Genomic DNA, 26,907 nt, shown 5'->3' with positions numbered 1-26,907 from the left:
CCCGACCCAACCCGATCGGAGTGCCATGCTCGCCGTCCTGCTCGCCCACGCGGTCGCCACCGCGCTGGCGCCGCTCCTGGTGGCCAAGTGGGGCCGGCAGGCGTTCTACCCGCTGTCGCTGGTTCCGCTGGGCTCACTGGTGTGGGTGGTGCGGAACTGGCCGGGCGACGACCACACCCCCACGCTGCACCTCCCGTGGGTGCCCGAGCTGTCGATGGACATCACGCTGCGGTTCGATTCGCTGGCCGCCATCATGAGCGTGCTGGTGCTGGGTATCGGTGCTCTCGTCCTTTTCTATTGCGCGGGCTACTTCCACCATCACGACGGCCACACCGAGAAGCGGCTGCCCAGCTTCGCCGCCGAACTGGTCGCCTTCTCCGGCGCCATGTTCGGGTTGGTGGTCAGCGACAACATGCTGGTGCTCTACATCTTCTGGGAGACCACCACCGTGCTGTCCTTCCTGCTGGTCGGGCACTACGCGGAGCGGGCCACCAGCCGGCGCGCCGCCACCCAGGCGCTGCTGGTGACGACGTTCGGCGGCCTGGCCATGCTGGTGGGCATCATCGTGTTGGGCCAGCTTTCCGGCACCTACCTGCTCTCCGAACTCGTCGCCGCCCCGCCCACCGGCACCGCGGCCTCGGTGGGCATCGTGTTGATCCTCGTCGGCGCGCTGTCCAAATCAGCCATCGTGCCGCTGCACTTCTGGCTGCCCGGCGCCATGGCCGCCCCCACCCCGGTCAGCGCGTACCTGCACGCCGCGGCGATGGTGAAGGCCGGCGTGTACCTGGTGGCGCGGCTGACCCCGGGTTTCGCCGACAACCCGCTGTGGCGGCCGATGGTGGTGGGGCTGGGCCTGTTGACCATGCTGCTGGCGGGCTGGCGCGCCATCCGCGAATACGACCTCAAGCTGATCCTGGCGTTCGGCACCGTCAGCCAGCTCGGCCTGATCACCGTGATGGTCGGGGCGGGCGGCCCGGACATGATGCTGGCCGGGCTGGCCATGCTGTGCGCGCACGCCATGTTCAAGGCGGCGCTGTTCATGGTCGTCGGCATCATCGACCACGCCACCGGCACCCGCGACATCCGCAAGCTGGCCGGCCTGGGCAGACGGAACAGACCGCTGTTGGTGATCGCCGTCGGCGCCACCGCCAGCATGGCCGCGCTGCCCCCGTTCTTCGGCTTCGTCGCCAAGGAAGCCGACCTGGAGACGGTCCTGCACAGCGCCTCGCTGGGCGCGGCCGCGCCCTATGTGCTGGCCGGGATCGTCCTCGGATCGGTGTTCACCACCGTCTACAGCCTGCGCTTCCTGTGGGGTGCGTTCGCGGACAAGGGTGCACCCGACCCGAGCGTGCGCGTCGCCGAGATGCACCGGCCGTCGCGGTCCTTCCTGGCCGCGCCGGCCGTCCTCGCCGCGGCCGGCCTGCTGTTCGGGCTGTTCCCCGCACCGATGGACGACAGGCTCGACGACTACGCCGACACCGTGCCCGGCGAGTCGGATTACCACCTGGCGCTCTGGCACGGACTGGGATTGCCGCTGCTGCTGTCGGTGGTGGTGCTGGCCGCGGGCACCGCACTGTTCTTCGGCCGCGGCCGGCTGCCGCGGTCCCACGGCGCCTACCTACCGCTGGGCAACGCCGACCGCTTCTACGACGCGGTGATCCGGGGCCTGGACATCGCCGCCGTCCGGCTGACCGGCCAGACCCAGCGCGGGTCCATCCCCGCGACCCAGGCCGTCATCCTCAGCACGCTGGTGGTGTTGCCGGTCGGTGCGCTGCTGTCCGGCGCCCGCGACCACCCGCAGCTGCGGTTGTGGGATTCCCCGCTGCAGGTGGTCGTCGGTCTGCTGATGCTGGCCGCGGCCGTCGGCGCGACCGTCATGCGCAACCGGCTGGCCGCGGTCCTGCTGGTCGGGGTGACCGGGTACGGCTGCGGTGTCATCTTCGCGTTCCACGGCGCACCGGACTTGGCGTTGACCCAATTCCTGGTCGAGACGCTGGTGCTGGTCATCTTCGTGCTGGTGCTGCGCACCCTGCCCGCCGAGGCCGACCGCACCAACATCAAGCGCCACCGGCTGCCGCGCGCGGCGCTGGCGCTCGCCGTCGGCGCGTCGGTCACCGGGCTGGCGGTGTTCGCGATGGCCGCCCGCAGCACCACCCCGATCGCGGCGCTGCTGCCCGACGCGGCGTACTACCGCGGGCACGGCGCGAACACGGTCAACGTGCTGCTCGTCGACATCCGCGCGTGGGACACCATGGGCGAGATCTCGGTGCTGTTGGTGGCCGCGACCGGTGTCGCGTCAATGGTGTTCCGGCACCGGCGTTTCGGCGCGGCACCGCGGGTACCGCAGGCCGGCACGAGCGCCGCGGGACAACCGGACATCGGGCCGGTCAGCGCCTACAGCCCGGCCGTCGGGGATATCACCTGGCTGCGGGGCAGCGACCTACGCGACCCGCGACACCGCTCGCTGGTGCTCGAGGTGGCCACCCGGCTCATCTTCCCGCTCATCATGGTGCTGTCGGCATACTTCTTCTTCGCCGGCCACAACACCCCCGGTGGCGGTTTCGCGGGCGGGCTGACCGCCGGACTGGCGTTGGTGTTGCGCTATCTGGCCGGTGGCCGCTACGAACTGGGTGAGACGCTGCCGCTGGACGCCGGCAAGGTGCTCGGCACCGGTCTGGCGTTGTCCGCGGGCACCGCGATCACCTCGCTGTTCCTCGGCGCACCGGTGCTGTCCTCGGCGGTCATCCATCTCGACATCCCGGTGCTGGGCCCGGTCAAGATGGTGACGGCGCTGTTCTTCGACCTCGGGGTCTACCTGATCGTGGTGGGCCTGGTGCTCGACATCCTGCGCAGCCTGGGTGCCCGCGTCGACGTGGAGATGGCCCGCTCATGACAGCTCATCTGCTTCCCCTGGTCATGATCGGCGGCCTCACCAGTGCCGGGGTCTACCTGCTGCTGGAACGCAACCTGACCCGGATGTTGTTGGGCCTGTTGCTCATCGGCAACGCGGTCAACCTGCTCATCCTCACCGTCGGCGGCGACGCGGGTAACCCGCCGATCCGCGGGCGCACCAGCGACGGGCAGACCACCACCGCCGACCCGCTGGCGCAGGGCATGATCCTGACCGCCATCGTCATCAGCATGGGCATCGCGGCGTTCGTCCTGGCGCTGGCCTACCGGTCGTATCAGCTGAACACGGCCGAAGAGGTGGAGACCGATCCCGAGACGGCACGGGTGGCCGAGGGCGCGGAACTGGATGCCGACGACGTGCCCGACGTGGTGCCCTCCCGCGACACCGATGCGCCCGACGAACTGGACGCGCTGCCGGGTGCGGAGGGTTCGCGATGAGTCTCTCGACGATCCTCACCCCGCTGCCGGTGCTGATCCCGACCATCGCCGCGGCGGTCAGCCTGTTCGCCGGGCGCGCCCCGCGGCTGCAGCAGCTGGTGGCGTTGGGAGCGCTGAGCGCGGTGGTGGCCGTGTGCGCGACGCTGCTGTACCTCGTCGACCGCGACGGCACCGCCGCCGTGCAGGTCGGCGGCTGGGGACAGAGCGAGCCCGGGATGGGGCCGCTGGGTATCACCCTGGTCGCCGACCGATTGTCGGCGCTGATGTTGGTGGTGTCGGCAATCGTGTTGCTGGCGGTGGTCTTCTACGCCATCGGGCAGGGTATCCGCGACGGCAACGACCGCCAGCCGGTGTCGATCTTCCTGCCCACCTATCTGATCCTGTCGGCGGGGGTGTGCACGGCGTTCCTGGCGGGCGACCTGTTCAACCTGTTCGTCGGGTTCGAGGTGCTGTTGTCGGCGAGTTTCGTGCTGCTGACCATCGGCGCCAGCGCCGACCGGGTGCGCGCGGGCATCGCGTACGTGATGGTGTCGATGGTGTCCTCGCTGGTGTTCCTCATCGGCTTGGCGATGGTGTACGCCGCGGCGGGCACCCTGAACATGGCCGAGTTGGCGGTGCGGCTGGACGATGTGCCCGCCGGGACGCGCACCGCGCTGTTCGCGGTGTTGCTGGTGGCGTTCGGCATCAAGGCCGCGGTCTTCCCGTTGTCGTCCTGGCTGCCCGAGTCCTACCCCACCGCGCCGGCGCCGGTGACCGCGGTGTTCGCCGGCCTGCTCACCAAGGTCGGTGTGTACGCGATCATCCGGGCGCATTCACTGCTGTTCCCCGGCGGCGGCCTGGACAACGTGCTGCTGGTCGCCGCGCTGCTCACCATGGTGGTGGGCATCCTCGGCGCGCTGGCCCAGAACGACATCAAACGACTGCTGTCCTTCACCCTGGTCAGCCACATCGGCTACATGGTCTTCGGTATCGCGCTGTCCAACCAGCTGGGCATGTCGGGCGCCATCTACTACGTGGCGCATCACATCGTCGTGCAGACCACGCTGTTCCTCGTCGTCGGCCTCATCGAACGCCAGGCCGGGGCGTCGACCCTGCAGCGCCTCGGCGGGCTGGCCGCGGCCAGTCCGCTACTGGCGTTCGTGTTCGTCATCCCGGCACTGAATCTGGGCGGTATCCCGCCGTTTTCAGGGTTCGTCGGCAAGGTGGCATTGCTGGAAGCCGGCGGTCAGGCGGGCTCGGCGCTGGCCTGGGTGCTGGTGGCCGGCAGCGTGGTGACCAGCCTGCTGACCCTCTACGCGGTGGCGCGGGTGTGGACCAAGGCGTTCTGGCGGACCCGCGCGGACGCGCCCGAGGGCAACCTGTCCGCCGCGGCCCCCACCGCGCTGCTCGACGATTCCGACGATATCGAGTTCGTCGACCGCGACGATGTCGGCCGGATGCCGGTCGCGATGTTGATCCCCACCGGGGCGCTGATCGTCGTCGGCCTGGTGCTGACCGTGGCGGCCGGACCCATCTTCGCCTACAGCGAGCGCGCCGCGGCGCAGGTGCTCGACCGGGGGCAGTACATCTCGGCGGTGCTGAAATGAGAGCGGTGCTGACGAGGCGAGCGATGCTGCGGATCTGGACACTGTGCTGGCTGACGCTGGTGTGGATTCTGTTGTGGGGCACCGTCTCGGTGGCCAATATCGTCAGCGGCCTGGTGGTCGCCCTGGTCATCACGGTGCTGCTGCCGCTGCCCCCGGTACCCGTGGAGGGGCGGCTGCGTCCGCTGTCCTTCGTGGTGCTGGTCGCCTATGTCACGTGGTCACTGGTGGTGTCGTCGACCCAGGTGGCCTGGCTGGCGATCAAACCCGGGCGGATTCCGCCGACCGCGGTGCTGCGGGCCCGCCTGGACATCAAGTCCGATCTGGTGCTGGCGCTGGCGGTCAACGTCATCAACCTCATCCCCGGTTCGATCGTGTTGGAGATCGACCAGACCCGCCGGCTCATCTACGTGCATGTCATCGACGTCGGATCGCAGCGCGCGGTGGACCGGTTCTACCGCCAGACCGCCACGGTGGAGCGGTTGATGGTGGCCGCGTTCGAGCGCGACTCCGACTGGCAGGGGGCCCGCGCATGATGACCGTATGGGTGATCGCGGCGGTGATGCTGTCGACCGCGGCGGCGGTGACGATGTACCGGCTGCTGGCCGGGCCGAGCACGCTGGACCGATTGGTGGCGCTGGATACCTTTGTGGCCGTGTCGATGTGCGCGATCGGCACCTGGGCGGCGTTCAGCCTGGACACCACCGTGACCTACAGCCTGACCGCGCTGGCGCTGATCAGCTTCGTCGGCTCGGTGAGCGTGGCTCGGTTCCGGGTGCGTGACAGGGAGGACGGCTGATGATCCTCGACGTGCTCGCCGCCGTCCTGGTGCTGGGCGGTTCGGCGTTGGCGCTCACCGCGGCGATCGGGGTGGTGCGGTTCCCGGACACCTTGTCGCGCATGCACGCCGCATCCAAACCGCAGGTGCTGGGGCTGCTGCTGGTGTTGGCCGGTGCGGCGATCCGGTTGCGCGGCAACGCCGATGTCGGCATGGTCATCCTGGCGGGGCTGTTCACCCTGATCACCGCGCCGGTGGTGGCCAACCGGGTGGGTCAGCTGGCCTACCGGGAACAGAATTTGAAGGACCGGTTGGCCTCCGACGAGCTGGGCGACGTGTCGGACTGAACTATTCCGCGAGCTGGAACTCCACCATCGCGCGCAGCGTCTCGACGGCCTCGGTCAGCACCGCAAGCCGGGCCGACGCGGACGGCGCGGCCAGCACCGCGTATCGGTCGGCCTGACCGATGGGCAGCCGGGCGGCCAGTGCGTACAGCCGCTCCCCGGCGTCCTGTCCCGGCTCGACCGAGCCGAGCAGCTCCTCGCGCGAGGGCAACTCCTGCTGTTTGGCCTCGGCTACCCGCGAAAAGACGCCCAGTACAGCGTCTTCCACGTCGATGATGTCGGAACCGGTGACCGGGGCGCCCGGCTCGTCGGGCCATGGCGCCACCTCGGCCCGAGGGTATGGGTCGTCGTCGAGCCACTGGGTCACCCGCAGCCGTTCCGTCATCTCGGCACGCAACCGGTACCGGCCGCCGCCCTGCTCGGTCACCTCGGCGATCCGGGCCAGCGCGCCGACGTCGTTGCGGGCATCGCCGCCGCCGACCTCACGGCCCGCGGCGATCAGCACCACGCCGAACGCGCGGTCGGCGGCCAGGCAATCGGCGATCATCGCCGAATACCGCGGTTCGAAGATCCGCAGCGGCAACTGCTCCCCGGGCAGCATCGCCACCTCGAGCGGGAACATCGGCGTCACACTCACCGGAATCCTTGTCCCGCAACGGCGTCGCGAACCAGCGTGGTCTTCGGGGTGAAGGCGCACATGGCGCTGGCCAGCCCGAGCCACAGTTCTGGATTCATCTGCACCAGCTGGTTGTCCTTGCCGATGGCATCGATCACCTGGCGCTGCTGGGTCTTGTCCATGGTCTGGTAGTCACCGCACGTGGTGGCGGCCAGCCCGGTCGGCGGCGGTCCGCCCGGCGTCGGGATCGGCAGGTTCGGGAACGACGGAATCGGGATCTCGATGGTCCTGGGCGGCCGTGTCGTGGTGGGTGTTTCGGACACCGTCGCGGCCGGGTCGGCCATCGGGGTGCCCTCGATCTCCTTGCTGCAGCCCGCCAGCGCCAGCGCGGCGGCGAGCACCAGGACGACGGCGCGGACCTTCACAGCACCAACTCCCCGATCAACCCGTCGACGACGGCCCGCAGGTCGCCGTCGTGTTCCTCGGCCACCCGGCGCTGCCGCTGATACGACCCGCCCAGCCGGTAGATCGACTCGACCCTGGTCAGCTCGTCGGCGCACCCGAGCGAGGCCGCCACGGGCTGCAGTCGGGTCAGCAGATCGTCGAGATCATCGGTGACCAACCGCTCGTTGCTGTCGGCGTCCAGGATGATCTCGGCGTCCAGCCCGTACCGCGCGGCGCGCCACTTGTTCTCCTGGACATGCCACGGCGGCATGGTGGGCAACTGCTCGCCGGCGTCCAGGCGGCGGTCCAGGTCCACGATCAGGCTGTGGGTCAGCGCCACCAGCGCACCCAGTTCGGCCAGATTGGACACCCCGTCGAAGATCCGTACCTCGATGGTGCCCAGGTGCGGCGAGGGCCGGATATCCCACCGGATCTCGTTCATGTGGTCGATGATGCCGGTCTTCTTCTGGTCGTAGACGAATCGTTCGAAATCCGACCACTTCTGGAAATGGAACGGCAGCCCGGCCGTCGGCAGCTGCTGGAACATCATCGCCCGGTTGCTCGCGTACCCGGTGTCCTCGCCGTCCCAGTACGGCGACGACGCGGACAGTGCCAGCAGGTGCGGGTACTGGTTGAGCAGTGAGGTGATGATCGGCATCACCTTGTGCGCCGACGAGATCCCGACGTGCACGTGCACGCCCCAGATCAGCATCTGGCGGCCCCACCATTGGGTGCGCTTGATCAGTTCGGCATACCGCGCGCCCTCGGTGAGCTCCTGCATCTCCCATTCGGCGAACGGGTGGGTGCCCGCGCAGAACAGCTCCATGCCGCGGGCGTGCACGATGCGCTGCACGGTGCTCAGCGTGCCGTGCAGATCGTCGATGGCCTGTGGGACGGTGTCACAGATGCCGGTGACGATCTCGACGGTGTTGCGCAGCAATTCCTTGTGGACGTGCGGGGTTTCGCCCAACTCGGCGATGACGGCCGCGGCCTCGTTGGCCAGGTCGCGGGTCACCGGGTCGATGAGGGCGAACTCCCACTCGACACCAAGGGTCGGCCGGGGTGACCCGGCGAAGTCGATCCTGGATCTATTCGGCGCCGATGACACCGCAAGCTACCCGCTTGCCGGCATCGCCGGTCGCCATGGTGGTCTCGTCCGGACCCGGGGTGCCGTTCACCTGCTGGTAGCGCTCGGCAGGAATGTTGGCGAAGTTGTCGGCCTTCTCGTGAATGATGATCGCGGTCTGGGTGCCGGCCAGCAGCTGCTCGGCGGTGAACGCGTCCGTCGTCGTCACCAGCTTGCCGGTGCCGTCGCTGCGCACCTGCAGGGAGCTCAGGTCGCCACTGGCCGGGTGAGCGGTGTGCCCGGGCACCTGCAGATGCCCACCGGCGCTGGTGAAGTCGCCCTCACACTTGCCGACCGAGTGGATGTGCAGGCCGTGGAAGCCGGGGGCCAGCTTGCCGGGGGTGGTGGTCTGCACGGTGACGGTCGCGACACCGTCGGCGAACTCGAAATCCGCGGTGGCGACGGCGGTCCCGTCGGCCAGCTTCAGTTGCGCGCTGAGCTTCTCGCCGTGCCCGGCGGCCGGGGCCTGGTCGCCCTCGCCGTGGCCGGCCTCGGCCGACGGGGCGGGCGAGCCGGTCCAGATCGCCGGGGTGGTCCCGGGCTGGGTGGCAACCGGCTCGTAGGGCGAGCAGGCAGCGGCGATCGGGACCAGGAAGGCTGCGGCGGCAACGGCACGAAGCGGAGCTGAGATCGGCATGCCCGAGAGCCTAGCCGGTGACCGCCACGATCACGCCCGGCGGTTGCTCGGCGAGTGCGGGCACCCGCGGTTCGACCGGCGCATCGAGGAGCTTGCCCACCGCTTCGGCGGCTTCCTTCTCCCCGGCGGCCTCGCCGAAGTACACCGTCGTCGCGGTGACGCCTTCCAGGGTGAGGTTGCCGGTCTCGGTCACGTTCCACTGCGCGTCGCGCAGCTTGGTGGCCGTGCTCTCCGCGGCGCCGGCCACGTCGGAGATGTTGAACACCCGGACGTCGGCCTTCGGCGCGGGCGCCGCCGAGGTCTTGGTGGTCGTGGTGGCGCTGGTGGTCACGCCGGCCGAGGTGGAGTCGCTGCTGTCGGCGTCGTCGTCGGAGCCCATGTACTGGAATGCCACCAGCAAGAAGACCACGCCGAGGAAGAGCAGCACCATCACCATGGCGCGCAGGGGCAGCCCGGAGGAGTCACGCTGGTTCATCGCAGCCCAGACTAGCGGTCTAGGTGACCTCGAACCCGAGCCGCCGGGCGGCCTTGGCCTTCTGCCGGCTGGCGCGCACCCGGCGCAGCCGCTTGACCAGCATCGGGTCGGCCGCGAGCGCCTCCGGCCGGTCCACCAGCGCGTTGAGCACCTGGTAGTAACGCGACGGGGACAACCCGAACAGTTCCTTGATGGCTTCTTCCTTGGATCCCGCGTACTTCCACCACTGGCGTTCGAAGGCCAGGATGTCGTGTTCGCGGCGCGTCAGGCCATCGGCGGGCTCGGAATCATCCCCGGATTGCTCAGTCCGCGCGATAGCGCCGTCCATCTCGCTCCTTGGGCCCTTCCGACATCATCTGAAGAATTACAAGACTGTTGTTCGGCGCTCATTCAATCATGGCTGCGGTAATGCGGGCGTGATCGTTACCCGCGAGTCGGCTGACTTAAGCTTGCCAACCGTGGCTGTTGTACCGATTCGCATCGTGGGCGATCCCGTCCTGCACACCGCGACCACCCCGGTTCCCGTCAGACCTGACGGCACCCTGCCCGCCGAACTGGCCGCGCTGATCACCGACATGTACGACACCATGGACGCCGCCAACGGGGTTGGCCTGGCCGCCAACCAGATTGGCCGCACCGAGCGCGTGTTCGTCTACGACTGCGCCGACGAACGCGGCAAGACCGTGCGCCGGCGCGGTGTGGTGGTCAACCCGGTGCTGGAGACCTCGGAGCTGCCCGAGACCATGCCCGACCCCGACAACGACGACGAAGGGTGCCTGTCGGTGCCGGGTGAGTCGTTCCCGCGGGGTCGCGCCGACTGGGCCCGCGTCACCGGCCTGGACGCCGACGGCACCCCGATCACCCTGGAGGGCACCGGCCTGTTCGCCCGGATGCTGCAGCACGAGACCGGCCACCTCGACGGTTTCACCTACCTGGACGGGTTGATCGGCCGGCACGCCCGCGCCGCCAAGCGGATGGTGAAGGCCAACAAGTGGGGTGTCCCCGGTCTGAGCTGGATGCCCGGCGAGGATCCTGATCCGTTCGGCCACTGATGCCCGCTAGATGACCACCGTCGGTGACCGGGTGTCGCTGCGCTATCGCGTGCCCGACGGCTTCTCCGACGTCGTGGGCGAGATCCAAGCGCTCACCCCCGTCGTGTCGGTGCGCACCAAGTCCGGTGAGACGGTCCACATCGCCCCTGGCGATGTGGTGTCGGTGCGCGAACTGTCCCATGTCACGGTGCGCAATTCCGAGATCCGCGCGCTGGAACACGCCGCGGCGCTGGCCTGGCCGGGCACCGAGCAGCACTGGCACGACGGTTGGCTGCTGCGCGCCGGCCCAGGAATCGGGGATGGCTACACCAGCCGCGCCAATTCCGCGGTGCCCCTGCTCTTCGAGGCCACGACGCACGCCGTGGCCGCCATCGCCGAGTGGTATGCCGCGCGCGGCCTGCCGGCCTGGCTGGCGTTGCCGGACCGGCTGCTGCCGGTCACGACGCCCGGTGTCAAGGCCACTCGTGTACTGGTCCGCGATATCGGCCCCGACGTCGCCCCCGCCGATTTCCCGTCCCGCCCGGACGACCAGTGGCTGGCGACCTACCAGCGCAACGTCCCGGTCGAGGTGCTCACGGCCGTCGTCGACGGCCAGGTTGGTTTCGCCACGATCGGTAGAGAAGCCGTGGGCCGTGGCGCGGTGACGACGGCGCCGGACGGCACCGTCTGGGTGGGCATCTCCTGTGTGCGGGTCACCGAGGAAGCGCGGCGCCGCGGTCACGCCCGCACGGTATGTTCTGCACTGCTGGGCTGGGCGGCCGGGCACGGGGCCACTCGGGCCTACGTGCAGGTGCTCGCCGACAACGAGCCCGCCGCCACGCTGTATCACTCGATGGGTTTCCGCCTGCACCACACGCTGCGGTACCTGCGCGCAGAAAGCCTCCTTCCCGATGCATGAGTTACTCCAACTCAACCGCGACGTGCAGTCCACCCGCGCGGTCCGGCTGCTGGCCACCCAGAACCTGGCCATCTACGCCACGCTGATGGAGCGGCACCTGCTCGAGGGCGTGGTGCCCGAGACCGATCTGGTGGTGCGGCTGGACCGCGACCTGGAAGACCTCGACGAGATCGAGCAGTCCGGGCTGACCCTGATCAAGACGTGGGCCAGCCAGGGCTGGCTGCACCGCGTCGTGAAGGGTGACCGCAACGTCTGCTACCTGACCCAGGACGCCCGGCGGGCGCTGGATTTCGTCCGGGGCATGCGCCGCAACGACACCATCGCCACCGGCGGTTCCATCAACGGCATCGCCTCCCGGCTCAAACAGGTCGCCGTCCGCGTCGACAACGATCCGGCACGCATCCGGGCCGGCATCGAGGCCGAGATCGCGGCCCTGCACCGCGAGCTGGAGGAACTCGACGCCGGGTTGCGTCCCGAGCCCGATGTCACCTCGATGTACGACGAGGCCCGCGCCATCGCCCTGCAGATGGAACGGCTGATCACCGATATCGGCTTGTACGGCACCATGATCGAGCAGGCCACCGCCGCCCTCGACGACCCGATCGAGACCAATACCGAATACCGCGACCGGCAGCGGCAGATGTACGCCGACTATCAGGAGGCCTGGGAGTCCGCCGGCCGTGATTCGCACCGGGCGTTCCTGCGGATGATCAACGACCCCGAGCAGCGCATGGCGTTCGAGGGCGATATCGCCGCGGTGGCCGGCGCCCTGCCCGACCTGGACCCGGCGCTGCGCAAGGTGATGGCCGGGTTCTTCGAACTGGTCGGGCACCAGATCGACGAGGTGGAACGCATCCAGCAGCGCTGCGCGCAGCGGGTCAAGCGGTTCACCGCGTTCGGCACGCTGGAGCAGAGCCGCGGCATCGCGCGGCAGCTCAACGAGGCCATCGGCGCGGCCCGCGCACTGCTCAAGGTGTCGCTGACGGACTCCCGCCTGGACATCGACGTGCCACTGGCCCGGCACACCATCAGTTCGGTGGGCGCCCTGAGCTTCCGGATCAACGACCTGTCCGCACCGAAACCGGCGGCCATCGCCGAGGGCGACGTGGATCTGTCCACCTTCGCGGCACTGACCACCCAGGTGGACGCGCCCGCGATGTCGGCGATGGTCAACGCCGCGCTGCGCGATGCCCCGTTATCCCTGCCCGACGCGGTCTCCATGCTGGACACCCCGTACCTGGGGCACGTGATCGTGCTGTGGTCGTGGGCCCTCAAGCAACCCGCCGCCGGAGGCGGCAATCCAGATACGGGCAAGACCGATACCGAACCGGCGCGCGTCCGGTTCCATTCGCTCGACGGCCGCGACCGCGAGATGGAGGTTCCGCACCTGATGTTCACCGAACCCATTGCGGGAGTTGCATCGTGACCGATACGCCAGTTGATTTCGCCTCCCTGCCCGAGGTCGACCGCACCGGCCGCACCGCGCCGCAGCAGCCGCGCCGGCCCCGGTTCGAGGGCGACGTCAGCGCGCTGCCCGACCGTGCCTGCTGGGCGCTGCAGCACCTGCTCACCCGCCGCTACATCAGCAACGAATCCGACAGCGATATCTACAGCTGGATCAAGGAATACCGGGCCGACCTGGCGGTCCGGCTGTCCGAACTGGACCTGCAGTTGCAGATCGCCGAGGGCGTGGAGATCGCGTTCATCGAGCAGGCCCGGTACGAGTCGGCCCGGGGCGTCAAGCTGCTGCGCCGGGAACCGCTGGGCACCTACGACTCCATCCTGGCGCTGCACCTGGCGCAGATGATGCGCGCCGGCGGTGACGCGAGTTTCGTCATCAGCCGCGACGAGATCCACGGCCTGTTCGCCGGGGTGCTCAACGACACCGACCGCGACGCCGTCACCTTCACCGCGCGCATCGACGCCGCCGTCGCACGCCTGGCCGGGCTGGAGATCCTGCGCAAGACCCGCGACGACGAGGACAGCTACACGGTCAGCCCGGTGATCAGCGCCATCATGACGGCCTCGGTGATCACCGAACTGCAGCAGCAGTTCGAGGCACTCCTGAAGGGCGGGGCAGGCGATGAGTGAGCAGTTCCACCTGTCGCGGCTGCAGGTCATCAACTGGGGCGTGTTCGACGGTTACCACGACATCGGCTTCGGGCCGGGGGGCGCGCTGATCGCGGGCGCCTCGGGCAGCGGTAAATCCTCACTGCTGGACGCGATCTCGCTGGGCTTCCTGCCGTTCAACCGGCGCAACTTCAACGCCTCCGGCGACAACACCGCCGCCGGGTCCAGCGCCGGGCGGCGCACCGTGGACAAGTATGTGCGCGGGGCCTGGGGCCAGCGCAGCGACGGGGGCACCAGCCAGGTCATGTACCTGCGCGGTGAGGGCACCACCTGGTCGGCGGTGGCGGTCACCTACCGCAGCAACACCGGGCGCGCCATCACCGGCCTGGTACTGAAATGGCTGACCGGCGAATCCCGTTCGGATTCGTCCAGCCGCTACGTGCTCGGCGACGGCGATCTGAGCATCGAGGATGTGTGCAACCGGTGGGCGGCGGGGCGGTTCGATGCGAGCGTGTTCAAGGACACCGGGGGCGAGCGAAGCGACGGGAAATACACCCGGGGCGAGCGAAGCGACGGGGAATATGGAGGTTGGCGGTTCTCCACCAAGGTGGAGTCCCAGTATCTGGCCCAGTTGTACTCGTCCATCGGCATCCGGTCCTCCGACGCCGCCCAGCAGCTGCTCGGCAAGGCCAAATCGCTGAAAAGCGTCGGCGGGCTAGAACAGTTCGTCCGCGACTTCATGCTCGACGAGCCGGACAGCCTGGCCCGGCTGCCCGAGGCGCTCAAGCAGATCGACCCGCTGGTGGAGGCCCGCGAGCTGCTGGCCGTCGCGCAACGCAAACGCAAGATCCTCGGCGATATCGAGGCGATCCAGGTGCGCTACGCCTCGGAGTCCAGCGATCTGGGCATCATCGACCTGGTCGACCCGCCGATGGTGCGGGCCTACACCGATCACGTCCGGCTGCGCGAGTGCCCGGCCCAGATCGAGGCGTTGGACGCCACCATCACCCAGTTGGACAACGAGTACGCCGACCTGACCCGCCAGCTGAATCTGGCCAAGGCCGAGGGTGATTCGCTCAACGCCCAGATCAGCGGCGCCAGCGCGAATGTGGGCCCGCTGCAGGCCCAGGTCACCGCCGCCGAAGCACAGGCCGAGGAGGTGTCGCGCCGGCGCGCCGCGTTCGAGGAACTGGTCACCGCCCAGGGCATCGACGTGCCGGACAGTGCCGACGAGTTCTGGGAGCTGCGTGAGGCGCTCACCAAGCAGGCCACCGAGATGCTCGGCAAGCTGGAGTGGGGCCGCGAGGCCTCGACCGACGCCGAGTACGCCCAGAAGTCGGCCCGCATCCTGCGCGACAACGCCGCCAAGGAGCTCAAGCGGGTGGAGCAGGTGGGCTCGGCGCTGCCCGAGTTCGCGGTGGCGATGCGCGACCACATCTGCACCGCGATCGGCGTGGACCCCGGCGAGTTACCGTATGTCGCAGAGCTTTTCGACCTGCGACCGGACCAGCAGCGCTGGCGGGTGGCGGTCGAGAAGGTACTGCGTGGTGTCGGGCTGCGGTTGCTGGTGCCCGACCGGCACCACGCCAAGGTGCTGCGGTTCGTCAACGAGACCAATATGCGCGGCCGGCTGGCGCTGCACCATGTCCGCAACAGCGCCGGCGGCACCGAACCCGAGCCGAACACTGTGTCTGCGCGATCCGTCTCCGACTCCTCGCGAACGCTGGCCGGCAAGCTGTTCCTGGTCAACCCGGACCACGCCTGCGCGGCCGAGGCGCTCGACGTGATCACCGCCGCCGGTGACCACATCTGCGTCGACACCCCCGACGTGTTCGCCCGGTTCCGCCGCGCGGTCACCGATTCGGGGCTGTACAAGGAATCCGACCGGGTTGCCGTGAAGGACGACCGCAGGCCGCTGAAACCGTCGGAGTACATCTACCAGGGTGACATCAGCGCCAAGCTGGAAGCGCTGCACACCGAGCTGGCCGAGGCCGAGGAGTCCTTCGCGCGGGCCCGCAAGGCCGCCGATGACATTGCTGCGCAACGCCAGCAGTGGCGGGACCGGGCCGCGGCCTGCAGGGCCATCTACGAGCAGTTCCCGCAGTGGAGCCAGATCGACATCGAGACCGCCGACGGGCACGCCGATCGGCTGCGCGAACAGTACGAACTGCTGCTGGCCGACCACCCGGACATCGAAGCCCTGAGCGCCCGGGCCGAGGAATGCTGGACCGACATCCAGACGCTGATGACCCGCCGCGGTGCGATCCAGACCCGGCGTGATGATCTGGACAGCCGCCGCACCCAGCTGCTGGAGCTGGCCGACCGGCTCTCCCCGCCGGCGGTCTCCGAGCCGGCCACCGAGCTGTTGCGCCGGTTCGCCGCCGAGCTGCCGGTCACCCTCGAGCTGCTCAACCCCGAGCCGCACCGCGACGCGTTGTTCGCCGCGGTCCGCCGGGAACGCGATCAGCTGACCGAAAGCCGCAGGCGCTCTCATGAAGAGCTGTCCCGCATCATCGCCACCTTCGACACCTCGTTCCCGGACGCCATCCCGAACGACTCCGACGATCTGGACGAGCGGGTGCATGACTACGTGGCGGTGTGCCGGCACATCGACGAACGGGAGTTGCCGGACGCCTATGACCGGATGATGCGGTTGATCACCGAACAGGCCCCCGACGCCATCCTGACGCTGCACCGGGTGGCCGAGCAGGAGACCCGGCGGATCAGCGAGCAGATCGACCGCGTCAACGGCGGGTTGAGCGCGGTGGAATTCAACCGCGGCACCCGGCTGACGCTGCGCGCCACCCCACGCAGCCTGGCCGCCGTCTCCGAGCTCACCGAGATCGTCAAGGCGATCTCGCGCCGGGTGGCCGAGGTCAGCATGGGCGACAAGAAGGCGATCCTGGAGCAGTACGCCGATATCCTGCGGTTGCGGAACCGGTTGGCCAGCACCGCCCCCGAGGACCGCAACTGGACCCGCGACGCGCTGGACGTGCGCAACCGGTTCACCTTCGACTGCGCCGAGTGGGATGTGCGCACCGACGAACTGATCCGCACGCACAGCAATGCCGGGGACAACTCCGGCGGTGAGCAGGAGAAGCTGATGGCGTTCTGTCTGGCCGGTGCGCTGAGCTTCAACCTGGCCAATCCCGACAGCGGGGACAACACCCCGGTTTTCGCACAGCTGATGCTGGACGAGGCGTTCTCCAAATCCGATCCGCAGTTCGCCTCTCAGGCGCTGGAGGCGTTCCGCAAGTTCGGCTTCCAGTTGGTCATCGTGGCCACCGTGCAGAACGCCACCACCATCCAGCCCTATATCGACGGGGTGGTGATGGTGTCCAAGACCGAGGCCACCGGCCGCAACGCCCGCCCGGTCGCGTCAGTGGCCACCAAGACCATCACCGATTTCACCGCCCTGCGTAAGGATCTGGCGTGCGTGTAGCCACCTGGAACGTCAACTCCATCCGGACCCGCGTCGACCGCGTCACCGACTGGCTGGCGCGCGCCGACGTCGACGTGCTGGCCATGCAGGAAACCAAGTGCACCGATGCGCAGTTCCCGGCCATGCCGTTCGCCGCGCTGGGCTACGAGGTCGCCCATATCGGGTTGAACCAGTGGAACGGGGTGGCGATCGCGTCGCGGGTCGGCCTCGACGATGTCGAGATCGGCTTCCCCGGTCAGCCGTTGTGGGACGGGCTGGCCGAGGCACGGGCCATCGGGGCGACCTGCGGCGGGGTCCGGCTGTGGAGCCTCTACATCCCCAACGGCCGCACGCTGGCCGACAAGCACTACACCTACAAGCTGGAATGGCTTGAGGCCCTCCGGGTTTCGTCTGCCGAATGGCCGGGCCCGGTAGCGCTGATGGGTGACTGGAACATCGCGCCCACCGACGAGGACGTCTGGGATCCCGCCGTCTTCCAGGGCTCCACCCATGTTTCGGAGCCGGAGCGGGCCGCGTTCCGCGCCTTCCACGAGGCCGGGTTCACCGACGTGGTGCGCCCGTACACGCCGGGCCCCGGTGTCTACACCTACTGGGATTACACCCAGCTGCGCTTCCCGAAGAAGCAGGGTATGCGTATCGACTTCATCCTCGGCTCGGCGGAGTTCGCGGCCCGCGTCACGCACGCCGAGATCGTCCGCGAAGAACGTAAGGGCAAGCAGCCCAGCGATCACGCGCCGGTGCTGGTGGACCTGGCGTGACCGAAGGATTGAACGCTCCCCTCCCGAGGCTGCTGCTGCTCCTGACGGTCGTCACCGGCGTGGTGGACGCGTTCAGCTACCTGGCGCTCGGGCATGTCCTGGTCGCCAATATGACCGGCAACGTGGTGTTCAGCGGGTTCGCCCTGGCGGGGGCACCGGGTTTCGTGTGGTGGGCCCTGCTGCTCGCCGTCGCCACCTTTCTGATCGGCGCCGCGTTCGGCGGGTCGCTGCGCAAGCGTCTGGGCGAGGACCGGCGAAAGCACCTGTTGACGTCGACGGTCATCGAATTGATCTGCGTCGCAGCCGCTCTGGTGGTGGTCATCGCCGCGCCGGCACCCTACCGAAGCTGGATCATGAGCACGCTGATCGTGCTGCTGGGCGTCGGCATGGGTCTGCAGAACGCGACGGCGCGGGCGCTGTCGGTGCCCGACCTCACCACCACGGTGCTCACCCTGACCCTCACCGGGATCGCCTCGGACGCCGCGTCGGGGCATGGCAGCAAGGCCGGCCGCAGGCTGGTGCCGGTGCTGGCCATGTTCCTCGGCGCGCTGGCCGGTGCCGCGCTGGTGGTGCACGGGTATCACGCCTGGGCGCTGGGGCTGGCCACGCTGCTGTTGGCCGCCGTGGCTACGTCTGCGGCGGTTTCACGCCGACTGTGATGAGGTCCGAGACGGGCCCCCAGAGCGGCCGGCGCACCCGGTGCTGATCGGCGACGGTGAGGCCGGCGTCGGTGAACAACGCCCGGACCGCTCGCGCGCCGGGGCTGATGCTGGTGGCCACCACCACGCCGCCCGGCACCAGCACGCGGCGGAACTCCCGTAGCGCCGCCGGCTGGTCGAAGAAGTGGAAGGCCGACGTCGTCACCACGGCGTCCAGGAAACCGTCGGTGAACGGCAACGTCTCGGCGGGCGCGGACATCCAGCGCACCCGGTCGGAGCGTTTGCGCGCCTGCGCCAGCATGCCGTCGGCCAGGTCGATGCCGTACACCTCGTCGGGCAGCAACTCACGTTGGATCCGGCTGGTGAGAATGCCGGTGCCGCAGGCGATATCGGCGATCTGACGGGACCCGTGGCGGCGCAGCTGGGCGATCACCTCGTCTTGGGCGGGCCGGTACACCCAACGCTGCAGGCAGCGCTGGTCGTACAGCGGCGCGGCCAGACTCCAGAACCGGGTGATCGCGGCGGTCGCGGCGCTGGGCGTCATCACTGGGTGCGCTTTCCGCCGGGTATCCGGTCCACCACCCAGCCCAGCCGCGCCACGGTGCTCTCCAGCGGGTCGACGACCTCGGCCAGCCGCTGGATGCGCGGCAGCGTCTCGGCGATCGCGTTGGCGCCGGCGGCGATCTTCTCCGCGGAGGAGTCGATGCCGCTGGCGGCTTCGGTCAGGGTGGCGATCTCGCCGGCGATCTTCTCGGCGTGGCGATTGATGCCGGCCGCGCTCTCGCTCAGTTCGGCGATGTTCTGCGCGATGAACTGTGCCGACCGGCGCAGTTCGGTGATGTCCTCAAGAACCCTGAGCCGTCTCACGTCTGCTGCTCCCCCTGCTGATAGCGCCGTAGCTCGGCACGCACCGCCTCGTCCAGTGCCCGGTCCAGACTGGCGTGCGCCGACCGCCGTGCCACCCGGCGCATGACGTCGATCAGGTCGGCGGCCCACGCCAGTTCCACATCGGTGCTCGGATACCAGCCGGTGCCGCGCTGCCGGACCACCTCGGCGTGGCCGGCTTCGGTCAGCGCCCGGGCGGCCTCGTCGAGCTTCTTGTCCACCGCCGCCGTCGTCTTCAGGATCGCCGCCAGCGGCATACCGCGGGAAACCAGTTTGCCGAAGTCGTCGATGACCCGGCGGTCCCGCACCCGATAGGTGTCCGCGTCCTCGGCGGGCTCGATGATCCCGTTGGTGATCAGCTTGCGCACGGTGGCCGCGTTGAGCTCGCCGAGCCGGGCCTGCAGTTGCGCGCGGGTCATCGTCTCGGGCACCGGGCGTGACCACGGTTCGGTGACCAGCTCGCCGAGCTCTTCCAGGTCCAGCACCTCCACCAGGCCCTCGCCGCGCTGCAGCCCGGTCAGGAACTTCAGGATGTGCTTGACGGTGAAGCCCTCACTGAGCAGCCGGACGATCGCCTGCAACTGGCGCAGGTGCCTGTCGGTGTAGATGGCGACCCGCCCGCGGCGCTGCGGCCGCGGCAGCAACCCGCTCTCTTGGTAGACGCGGACATTCCGGGTCGTCGTCCCCGCCTCCCGCGCGAGGTCGTCAATCCGGTATTCGGCCACCATCGAAGTCTAGGCGGCGGTGATCCGGTAGTCCCGCAGATCCAGTGCCTTCAACTGGTTGACGTACTGGGTGGCGAAACCGGGGAACATGGTCGCGTTGAATCCGTCCTCGGTCAGATACCAGCTCTGGCATCCGGAATTCCACGTCGTGGACCGCAGCCGACGCTGGATCCGCTCGTTGTAGCGGGCCTGCACGTCGGGACGGACGTCCAGCGCCTTCCACCCGAACTGCAGCAGCTTGCCGATCGCGTCGGTGATGTAGTCGATCTGCGCCTCCATATACACCAACGCCGAGCTGTGCCCGGGGCCCGAGTTGGGCCCGAAGGTGAAGTACAGGTTGGGGTAACCGGAAACCGCGACGCTGCGGTAGGCGTAGGCGCCGCGGCTCCATTCCGAGGCCAGCACCCGCCCGTCGACACCGGTGACCGGGAACGGCGTCCCGGTCTTGGACACGTCGAAACCGGTGGCGAACACGATGGCGTCGAACTGGTGCTCGATACCCTCGACGGTCCGAATCCCGTTGGCGGACAGCCGCGCAATCGGCCAGGTGACCAACTTGCAGTTGTCCGCCTGCAGGGCCGGGTAGTAGTCACTGGTCATCAGCAGGCGTTTGCAGCCGGCGGAGAAGTCCGGCGTGAGCTGTCGGCGCAGCCACGGATCCTTCACCTGCGCACGCAGATTCGCCCTGCTGACGGTTTCCACCAGCCGGGTGAACGGGGTGTCCCAGACCACACCGAGCGCCACCGACTCGTGGCCCCAGAACCAGGCGGACCGCATCAGCTTCTCGGCCAGCGGCACGGTCTTGTAGATGTCCTTGAGCCAGTCGGCGGTCGTGGTGTTGTACCGCGGCAACACCCATCCGGCGGTGCGCTGGAACACCTTCACCGACTCGGCGACCTTCACCAGTTCCGGCACGATCTGGACGCCACTGGCACCGGTGCCGACGACGGCGACCTTCTTACCGGCGAAGTCGTACCCGTGATCCCAGCGGGCGCTGTGGATCTTCTTGCCCTCGAAGGTGTCGATGCCCGGGATGTCGGGCAGGCTCACGTTGGCCAGCGGCCCGGAGGCGACGATCACGGCCCGCGCGCGCACCGGGTCGCGGTCGGTGAAGCTGACCGTCCACTCCCCCGCCGCCTGGTCGTAGACCACGCCGGTGACGGTGTGCTCGAACCGGATGTGCGGCTCGATGCCGGCCTCGGTGACCATGGTCTCGATGTACCGCAGGATTTCGGCGCTGCCCGAGTAGGTGTGCGACCAGTCGGGGTTGGGCGCGAAGCTGTAGGAGTACAGCCGGGACGGGATATCGCAGGCCGCACCGGGATAGGTGTTGTCCCGCCAGGTCCCGCCGACCCGGGTGTCCCGCTCGTAGATCACGAAGTCGGTGATACCGCGGTCCTTGAGCCGGATGGCCGCGCCGATACCGGCGAACCCGGCGCCGATGATGGCAACAGAAACAGTCATCAGCGTCTCCTAGGCAACGGGCTCGTAGGTCAGTTCCTGCGACCAGGTGGGATTGTTGCGCACCAGCGAGATCGGGATCACGCCGGTGATCTTCACCAGCGAGTCGGCCATCCAATGGTATTTCGAGGTGCGGTCGATCACCTTGCGGCCCTGCCAGGAGATGATCCGGTACATCGGCACCCGCCGCGCGAACTGGCTTCGCTCGCCGACGCTTTGGAAGCGACGCATGGCTTGGTAGAGGCGCTCCTCGTCGACACCCATGGCCACGATGTTGTCGCGCATCTTGTTCAGCAGCGGCACGTAGCTGAGCACGCCGACCAGGAAGGTGGGTTTGACCCAACCGCCGACCAGTTTGATCAGCAGCTTGCGCATGTCGGCGTGGCCGATGATGTCCATCACCTCGAAATCCACCGCCAGATGCCGGGACTCGTCGGAGTTGATGCGTTTGAACACCTCCTGGGCCACCGGGTCCTTGACCTCGTCGGTGATGAACTTGATCAGCGCACCGTCGAGCGCCACCTCGAGCATCGGGATGACGGTGCCCAGGAAGGTCAGGTCCATGCCGTCGGAGTACTTGTCCAGCCAGTTGATCACCAGCTGCACGTTCACACTGGGCGGCGGGATCTCGTCGTCCTCGAGCATGCCCCAGCGGCGCATCAACGCCAGTTCGGCGTTGGCGTGCTTCTGCTCCTCGGCGTGGAAATGTTCGTAGATGCTCTTCAGCGTCGGGGTCGGGGCCTTCTTGGCCAGGGCGGCGAATCCGCGCGCGCCGACATTCTCGATCCACATCAGGTCGGTCATGAACGGCTTGAGCTTGGCCCACAGGTCTGCGTCGATGAGCTCGGCGCCCGGTGCGTCCCAGTCGATGTCGACCAGGGCCCACTGCTTGTCCTTGATCATCTGCAGCATGTTGTCGAGATCCATCGCCATGATTGAGCCTTTCAGTTTTCCGGGAGCAGACGGCCGAGTAGCCCGGCGCCGCGGACGTACAGGGAGGGGAAGTGCCGTTTCAGGTGCCAGATGACGGTGGCGTCGAGCTGCGGGACCACGTAGAGCCGCCCGTCGTCGTGGGCGTTGAGGGTGCGGGCGGCGACGTTGTCGGCGGACAGGCCGGTCCACCGCGCCAGCTGCTGGCTCAGGTTCATCGAACCGGGGGTGATCCGCCCGTCTTGGAACACATTGGTTTTCACGAATGTCGGGCACAGCACGGTCACCGTGATATCGGTGCCGTCCAGTTCGGCGGCCAGGGTTTCGGACAGGGACATCACGCCCGCCTTGGAGACGTTGTAGGCGGCCATCGACGGTGCCGCCGCGAAGCCCGCGGCCGAGGCCACGTTGATGATCCCGCCGCGGCCGGCCTTGCGCAGGATCGGCGTGAAGACCTCGCAGCCGTACACCACGCCCCACAGGTTGATCCCGAGCGCCCAGTCCCAGTCGTCGAACCCGATGTCGCCGACCGGTTTTCCGCCGATCCCGACGCCGGCGTTGTTGATCACCAACGTGGGCGGGCCACCGAAGACGTCCTGCGCCTGCTTGGCCAGCAGTTCGATCGCGCTGCGGTCGGAGACGTCGCACTGCACGGCGTGGCCCTTGCCCGTCCAGAGCCGATCGATCAGGCCGACGGTTTCGGCGGCGCGGTCGGCGTCGATGTCCGCGCAGATGACCTCGCCACCGCGGCGGGCGAGCTCGAGCGCGAACGACCGGCCGATTCCGCTGCCGGCACCGGTCACCACCGCTTTGGCGTCGGTGGTGCGTTTGCGGCCGCCGAACAGGTTGAATATCAACAGATCTCCTGCAGGTCGTCGGAAAACTGGCCGGTGATGAAGCTCGCCGCCCGGCGCAGCGCGGCTTTGGCCTCGGGCGCCACGTTCGGCAGGGCCTGGAAGACGTGCACCATGCCGGGCCACACCTCGAGCGTGCTGCGGCCGCCGGCCTTGCGCAGTTCGGCGTCCAGGTGGCGGGCGTCGGCGCGCAGCATCTCGAAGCCGCCGGCCTGGATCAGGACGGGCGGCAGCGCCCGCGCTTTGGTGAAGTCGAGGCGCAGTCGCGGATGCGCGGGGTCCTGGCCGTGTGTGTACAGGCCCACCATCTTGCGGGCCGCACCCGCCGACATCGCCGGATCCCGATGGGTGCGCTCCTGCTGTTCGGCCAGCCCGAGCGTGAGGTCGATCAGTGGGGAGAACAGCACCACGCCGGCCGGCTGGAACGCGGGATCGTCGGCGTGGGCCAGCAGCAGGTCGCAGGTCAGGTGCCCGCCGGCGGAGTCGGCCCCGATGACGATGTCGGACGCCCGGTAGCCCTGTGCGAGCAGCCAGCGGTAGCCGGCTTCGACGTCGCGCGCCGCGGTCGGGAACCGGTGTTCGGGGGCCAGCCGGTAGTCCACCACGAAGAAGGGTAGGCCGGTGGCTTCGGACAGCCGGGCGACCAGCTTGCGGTGGGTTTTCGCCGAGCAGATGACGTACGCGCTACCGTGCACGTAATAGCCTGCGCGACGGCCGAATTCGACGCCCGGTCCGAGCACCCATTCGCCGCCGGATTCCGGGATGATCCTGGCGCCCGCGGGCATCGAGCCCCCGACGGCCATGATGGTGGCGATCAGCTGCCTGCCGAACCACACCCCCGGCGCCGTCATCGGGATCACGCTGGTCAGGCAGCCCAGCGTCCAGCGGGTCGCCGTGGCCGAGACCACCGCACGCAACGTGGCGCGGGCCGGTACCTCAGTGTCCGTCACACCATTAGGTCATCATCAACTGTGTCATTTGTCAATGGCACAGTTGGCGGTGGACAATCTGCCTCAGCGGTCGCGCGTGCATGCGGGCATCCTCGTCGGTTAGGTGGGCTAGCCGTCGATCGAACTCACCCGGGCGTCTCCGACGCGTCTACAGCCATGAGCGGTCACCCCTCGGCCATCTCCCGGGGTGACCGTTCCCGTTGCCCTCGCGACTCGCGGACGACCACCGCTCCAGCAGCAGCATGCGGATCGGCAACAATCACAGGATGTCTGAAGACGACATCGATGACACAGACCTCGTAGAGTGGTTTCAGCAGCCGCCCGAACGTCGCGCGCTCGACACGCTTGAGCACATCATGATGAATCTGGCGGACCTCCCGCGATGGGCATGCGACGCCTCGCCTTTACAACACAGCACTCTCACATTCCCCGTGTACATCGCCTGCGTCGACTCCTACTTCACGAACGCTCGTCTTGCCGCCGAGTTCTTTTGGAAGATGCCCGCAAGGGATATCACGGCTCGGTCATTTGTTCTGGACTGGAATCCGCCGCCAGGGATCGCGCGGCGCATGGAACGTGTCTGGTCGATGGCGTCTAAACACGTCGTTCATCTCAGTCAGGATCGGGTGCCCGAAAGCCCGGCTGAGTGGCGTCAAGAGGACATCTCCTTCGGTGCGCTCATGCGCATTACGCGCGACGCATTCAAGGCTCTCGCCCTCTTCACGGACGCATACGAAGAACAGGGTGGCACGCATGCCGAGTATCTGCGCGAGCTCTACGTCGGCACACGTCCCTGCACTCAGAAGGATTTGGCCGCCCTTCGTCGCGGAAAACCGAAGCCACCGCCAATGGTTCTTGAGTGGTGGTAGCGCCAAGTCGAGAGCGCCAAAGTCCTGGCCACCCCTCCGGCAAGCCCAGATCACAGCGGCCCACCACCCCCGGGGCGCTGCTGCAACACAGCGGCGGACAACACGGCCGAACCGACGAACGCACCCAACGCATCAACGCCGAACGCGCCGCCTCGAACAATGCGCCGAGATCGACGAAATGCCGAAACGTACTCGCACAAAGTGACCGAAATGTGCGTTTGGGCGAGCAGCCGGCGAATCAGGCCGCGTTGTCGGCACCCGGATCCGTGCCGTAGCGGCCCGGGTTGAACAGCGAGGCGATCGCCCCGATGACCATCATGACCGCGGCGGCGCTGAACACCACGACCAGTCCCGAGTGGAACGGTTCGGTGATCAGCTGCGGGAAGAACGTCTGCCCGGTCAGCACGTCGGCGTTGACGCCGGGCTGGTGCAGGGCGTCATAGGGCGCCAGCAATTCGGCCATCGGGTTGTAGCCGAGGAACGCCGCGAACAAGCTGCCGACCGGCGGCAGGTTCGCCACGTCGTGTGCCACCGATGGCGAAACCCCTTGATCCGTAAGGCCGGTGCTCAGTGCCGACGGCAGGGTGCCGGCCAGCCCGACGATCATCAGCGAGAAGAAGATGCCGATGGACAACGACGATCCCGCGTTGAAGAAGGTGGCCCGTACCCCAGAGGCGGCGCCACGCTGATCGGCGGGCACGCTGGACATGATGGCTGCGGTGTTCGGCGCGGTGAAGATGCCGCCGCCCAATCCGTTGAGGAACACCAGCACCGCGAACACCCAGTAGTCGAAATTGACCGGGATGAGCAGCAGGGCCACGAAAGTGGCTGCCATCAACAGCATTCCGCCGACCGTCAGGGGACGCGCGCCGAAGCGGTCGGACAGCGAACCGGCAATGGGTGCGGCCACCAGGAACCCGACGGTGACCGGCAGCAGGTAGATGCCGGCCCACAGCGGCGTCGACTCGAAGCTGTAGCCGTGCAGCGGCAGCCAGATGCCCTGCAGCCAGATGATGAGCATGAACTGCAGACCGCCGCGGCCCACCGAGGACATCAGCCCGGCCAGGTTGCCCATGCCGAACGCCGCGGACCGGAACAGCCGGATATCCACCATCGGGGACTCGACGTGTAACTCGACAAGGCAGAACGCCACCAGCAGCAGCAGGCCACCGACGATGGCGCCCAGCACCCACGGGCTGGTCCAGCCGGTGGTCGACTCCCCGTACGGCTGGATGCCGTAGGTGATGCCGATCAGCAGCACCGTCAGCCCCAGCCCGAACGTCAGGGTGCCGGCCCAGTCCAGTCGGCCCGCGGTGCGCACCCCGAGCTCGCGCAGTGAGCGGTAGCTCCAGACGGTGCCCAGCACGCCGATCGGCACGCCGACCCAGAACACCGCCTTCCAGTGCCACTCGGACAGAAAGCCGCCGATGAGCAGGCCCAGGAAGGAGCCGGCGACGGCGGCGACCATGTTCACCCCGAGCGCCATCCCGCGCTGATTGGCCGGGAACGCGTCGGTGAGGATCGCCGACGAGGACGCCATCAGCATGGCCCCGCCGATGCCCTGGATCACCCGCCAGGCGATCAGCCATACCGCGCCGCCGCCGAGGTGGAACGGATCGAAGGACAACGCAATGGCGGCCAGGGTGAAGACCACGAACCCGAGGTTGTAGATGCGGACCCGGCCGAACATGTCACCGAGCCGCCCGAACGGCACCACCAGCACGGCCGTCACCACCAGGTAGCCCATCAGCATCCAGAGCAGGTAGCTGACGTTCCCGGGGGCCAGCGGATTCAGCCCGATACCGCGGAAGATCGCGGGTAGCGAGATCAACACGATCGACGCGTTGATCGACGCCAGCAGGATGCCCAGCGTCGTGTTGGACAGCACCACCCACTTGTAGAAGGGGTGATCGTGGTCCATCCGCGTGCGGCGGCGGGCGGTTTCGGCCTCGGCAGTCAGCTCAGTCTCAGTCGTCATCCGTCTTCAGCTCTACAGATCGGGG

General features: G+C 68.3%; 28 protein-coding genes. 14 read left to right on the top strand and 14 right to left on the bottom strand.

What is annotated here, in order from left to right:
• Positions 1 to 25: 25 nt before the first annotated feature.
• Genes BN977_RS20835 through mnhG form a run of 6 tightly spaced genes read left to right on the top strand, consistent with a single transcriptional unit; the run spans position 26 to position 6,056 of the window.
• On the top strand, positions 26 to 2,893 hold the full coding sequence (locus BN977_RS20835; RefSeq protein WP_036401188.1) for a Na+/H+ antiporter subunit A: 2,868 nt from the start codon (positions 26 to 28) through the stop codon (positions 2,891 to 2,893).
• Positions 2,890 to 3,348 (top strand): Na(+)/H(+) antiporter subunit C, encoded by a 459-nt coding sequence (locus tag BN977_RS20830; RefSeq protein ID WP_024451764.1) that lies wholly within the window; start codon positions 2,890 to 2,892, stop codon positions 3,346 to 3,348. The genes BN977_RS20835 and BN977_RS20830 overlap by 4 nt, the downstream gene beginning before the upstream one ends.
• Complete coding sequence (locus tag BN977_RS20825; RefSeq protein WP_024451763.1) at positions 3,345 to 4,934, top strand: Na+/H+ antiporter subunit D; 1,590 nt, start codon at positions 3,345 to 3,347, stop codon at positions 4,932 to 4,934. Before BN977_RS20830 ends, BN977_RS20825 begins: the two co-directional genes overlap by 4 nt.
• 8 nt (positions 4,935 to 4,942) lie before the next feature.
• A complete protein-coding gene (locus BN977_RS20820; RefSeq protein ID WP_024451762.1) occupies positions 4,943 to 5,467 on the top strand; it encodes a Na+/H+ antiporter subunit E in 525 nt (174 codons plus the stop codon).
• Positions 5,464 to 5,730, top strand: coding sequence for a monovalent cation/H+ antiporter complex subunit F (locus BN977_RS20815; protein WP_036401184.1), 267 nt, complete (start codon positions 5,464 to 5,466; stop codon positions 5,728 to 5,730). Before BN977_RS20820 ends, BN977_RS20815 begins: the two co-directional genes overlap by 4 nt.
• Entirely contained in the window at positions 5,730 to 6,056 is a 327-nt protein-coding gene (gene mnhG, locus BN977_RS20810) for a monovalent cation/H(+) antiporter subunit G (RefSeq protein WP_428847405.1), read from the top strand. Before BN977_RS20815 ends, mnhG begins: the two co-directional genes overlap by 1 nt.
• Before the next feature lies 1 nt (position 6,057).
• Here mnhG and BN977_RS20805 read toward each other — a convergent pair whose 3' ends face one another.
• From BN977_RS20805 to BN977_RS20780, 6 genes are read right to left on the bottom strand one after another with little or no spacing between them, the layout of a single operon-like run.
• Positions 6,058 to 6,690, bottom strand: coding sequence for an LON peptidase substrate-binding domain-containing protein (locus tag BN977_RS20805; RefSeq protein WP_109790258.1), 633 nt, complete (start codon positions 6,688 to 6,690; stop codon positions 6,058 to 6,060).
• Entirely contained in the window at positions 6,687 to 7,094 is a 408-nt protein-coding gene (locus tag BN977_RS20800) for a hypothetical protein (protein WP_109790257.1), read from the bottom strand. The genes BN977_RS20805 and BN977_RS20800 overlap by 4 nt, the downstream gene beginning before the upstream one ends.
• A complete protein-coding gene (locus BN977_RS20795) occupies positions 7,091 to 8,221 on the bottom strand; it encodes a glutamate--cysteine ligase (protein WP_036401179.1) in 1,131 nt (376 codons plus the stop codon). Before BN977_RS20795 ends, BN977_RS20800 begins: the two co-directional genes overlap by 4 nt.
• A complete protein-coding gene (gene sodC, locus BN977_RS20790) occupies positions 8,202 to 8,876 on the bottom strand; it encodes a superoxide dismutase[Cu-Zn] (protein ID WP_036401176.1) in 675 nt (224 codons plus the stop codon). The genes BN977_RS20795 and sodC overlap by 20 nt, the downstream gene beginning before the upstream one ends.
• 10 nt (positions 8,877 to 8,886) lie before the next feature.
• The gene (locus BN977_RS20785; protein WP_036401172.1) at positions 8,887 to 9,351 is read right to left on the bottom strand and encodes a LytR C-terminal domain-containing protein; all 465 of its coding nucleotides are present in this window, start codon (positions 9,349 to 9,351) and stop codon (positions 8,887 to 8,889) included.
• A 19-nt stretch (positions 9,352 to 9,370) separates the two neighbouring features.
• Positions 9,371 to 9,679, bottom strand: a complete 309-nt coding sequence (locus BN977_RS20780) for a nucleoid-associated protein NapA (RefSeq protein WP_024451719.1) — start codon at positions 9,677 to 9,679, stop codon at positions 9,371 to 9,373.
• 130 nt (positions 9,680 to 9,809) lie between these two features.
• Here BN977_RS20780 and BN977_RS20775 point away from each other — a divergent pair, with 130 nt between their 5' ends.
• From BN977_RS20775 to BN977_RS20745, 7 genes are read left to right on the top strand one after another with little or no spacing between them, the layout of a single operon-like run.
• Complete coding sequence (locus tag BN977_RS20775) at positions 9,810 to 10,403, top strand: peptide deformylase (RefSeq protein ID WP_036401170.1); 594 nt, start codon at positions 9,810 to 9,812, stop codon at positions 10,401 to 10,403.
• A 10-nt stretch (positions 10,404 to 10,413) separates the two neighbouring features.
• Entirely contained in the window at positions 10,414 to 11,301 is an 888-nt protein-coding gene (locus tag BN977_RS20770) for an N-acetylglutamate synthase, CG3035 family (RefSeq protein WP_036401168.1), read from the top strand.
• The gene (locus tag BN977_RS20765; RefSeq protein ID WP_036401165.1) at positions 11,294 to 12,727 is read left to right on the top strand and encodes a DUF3375 domain-containing protein; all 1,434 of its coding nucleotides are present in this window, start codon (positions 11,294 to 11,296) and stop codon (positions 12,725 to 12,727) included. The genes BN977_RS20770 and BN977_RS20765 overlap by 8 nt, the downstream gene beginning before the upstream one ends.
• Positions 12,724 to 13,392: a DUF4194 domain-containing protein gene (locus BN977_RS20760; RefSeq protein WP_084172635.1), complete on the top strand. Its 669-nt coding sequence runs from the start codon at positions 12,724 to 12,726 to the stop codon at positions 13,390 to 13,392. The genes BN977_RS20765 and BN977_RS20760 overlap by 4 nt, the downstream gene beginning before the upstream one ends.
• Entirely contained in the window at positions 13,385 to 16,813 is a 3,429-nt protein-coding gene (locus BN977_RS20755) for an ATP-binding protein (RefSeq protein ID WP_036401163.1), read from the top strand. The genes BN977_RS20760 and BN977_RS20755 overlap by 8 nt, the downstream gene beginning before the upstream one ends.
• A complete protein-coding gene (locus BN977_RS20750; protein WP_036401161.1) occupies positions 16,804 to 17,571 on the top strand; it encodes an exodeoxyribonuclease III in 768 nt (255 codons plus the stop codon). Before BN977_RS20755 ends, BN977_RS20750 begins: the two co-directional genes overlap by 10 nt.
• Complete coding sequence (locus BN977_RS20745; protein WP_051561753.1) at positions 17,568 to 18,230, top strand: YoaK family protein; 663 nt, start codon at positions 17,568 to 17,570, stop codon at positions 18,228 to 18,230. Before BN977_RS20750 ends, BN977_RS20745 begins: the two co-directional genes overlap by 4 nt.
• On the opposite strand, the gene BN977_RS20740 is transcribed toward BN977_RS20745, so the two are convergent.
• From BN977_RS20740 to BN977_RS20710, 7 genes are read right to left on the bottom strand one after another with little or no spacing between them, the layout of a single operon-like run.
• Entirely contained in the window at positions 18,199 to 18,774 is a 576-nt protein-coding gene (locus BN977_RS20740) for a class I SAM-dependent methyltransferase (protein WP_036401157.1), read from the bottom strand. The genes BN977_RS20745 and BN977_RS20740 overlap by 32 nt on opposite strands.
• Positions 18,774 to 19,097 carry a methyl-accepting chemotaxis protein gene (locus tag BN977_RS20735; RefSeq protein ID WP_051251965.1) on the bottom strand — a complete coding sequence of 108 codons (324 nt, stop codon included), beginning with the start codon at positions 19,095 to 19,097 and terminating at the stop codon, positions 18,774 to 18,776. Before BN977_RS20735 ends, BN977_RS20740 begins: the two co-directional genes overlap by 1 nt.
• Positions 19,094 to 19,840 (bottom strand): MerR family transcriptional regulator, encoded by a 747-nt coding sequence (locus BN977_RS20730; RefSeq protein WP_036404045.1) that lies wholly within the window; start codon positions 19,838 to 19,840, stop codon positions 19,094 to 19,096. Before BN977_RS20730 ends, BN977_RS20735 begins: the two co-directional genes overlap by 4 nt.
• A 9-nt stretch (positions 19,841 to 19,849) precedes the next feature.
• Positions 19,850 to 21,304 carry a flavin-containing monooxygenase gene (locus BN977_RS20725; RefSeq protein ID WP_036401155.1) on the bottom strand — a complete coding sequence of 485 codons (1,455 nt, stop codon included), beginning with the start codon at positions 21,302 to 21,304 and terminating at the stop codon, positions 19,850 to 19,852.
• Between the two features lie 9 nt (positions 21,305 to 21,313).
• Positions 21,314 to 22,234: a reductase gene (locus BN977_RS20720; protein WP_024451709.1), complete on the bottom strand. Its 921-nt coding sequence runs from the start codon at positions 22,232 to 22,234 to the stop codon at positions 21,314 to 21,316.
• Between the two features lie 11 nt (positions 22,235 to 22,245).
• Positions 22,246 to 23,088, bottom strand: coding sequence for an SDR family NAD(P)-dependent oxidoreductase (locus BN977_RS20715; protein ID WP_024451708.1), 843 nt, complete (start codon positions 23,086 to 23,088; stop codon positions 22,246 to 22,248).
• Positions 23,085 to 24,035, bottom strand: coding sequence for an alpha/beta hydrolase (locus BN977_RS20710; RefSeq protein ID WP_036401152.1), 951 nt, complete (start codon positions 24,033 to 24,035; stop codon positions 23,085 to 23,087). Before BN977_RS20710 ends, BN977_RS20715 begins: the two co-directional genes overlap by 4 nt.
• Before the next feature lie 266 nt (positions 24,036 to 24,301).
• Here BN977_RS20710 and BN977_RS20705 point away from each other — a divergent pair, with 266 nt between their 5' ends.
• Positions 24,302 to 24,904: a hypothetical protein gene (locus BN977_RS20705; protein ID WP_036401150.1), complete on the top strand. Its 603-nt coding sequence runs from the start codon at positions 24,302 to 24,304 to the stop codon at positions 24,902 to 24,904.
• A gap of 238 nt (positions 24,905 to 25,142) precedes the next feature.
• On the opposite strand, the gene BN977_RS20700 is transcribed toward BN977_RS20705, so the two are convergent.
• Entirely contained in the window at positions 25,143 to 26,882 is a 1,740-nt protein-coding gene (locus tag BN977_RS20700; RefSeq protein ID WP_036401148.1) for an MFS transporter, read from the bottom strand.
• Positions 26,883 to 26,907: the final 25 nt, after the last annotated feature.

Source organism: Mycolicibacterium cosmeticum, from assembly GCF_000613185.1.
Lineage (GTDB): Bacteria > Actinomycetota > Actinomycetes > Mycobacteriales > Mycobacteriaceae > Mycobacterium > Mycobacterium cosmeticum.
This window is presented reverse-complemented; position numbering and strand designations above follow the sequence as displayed.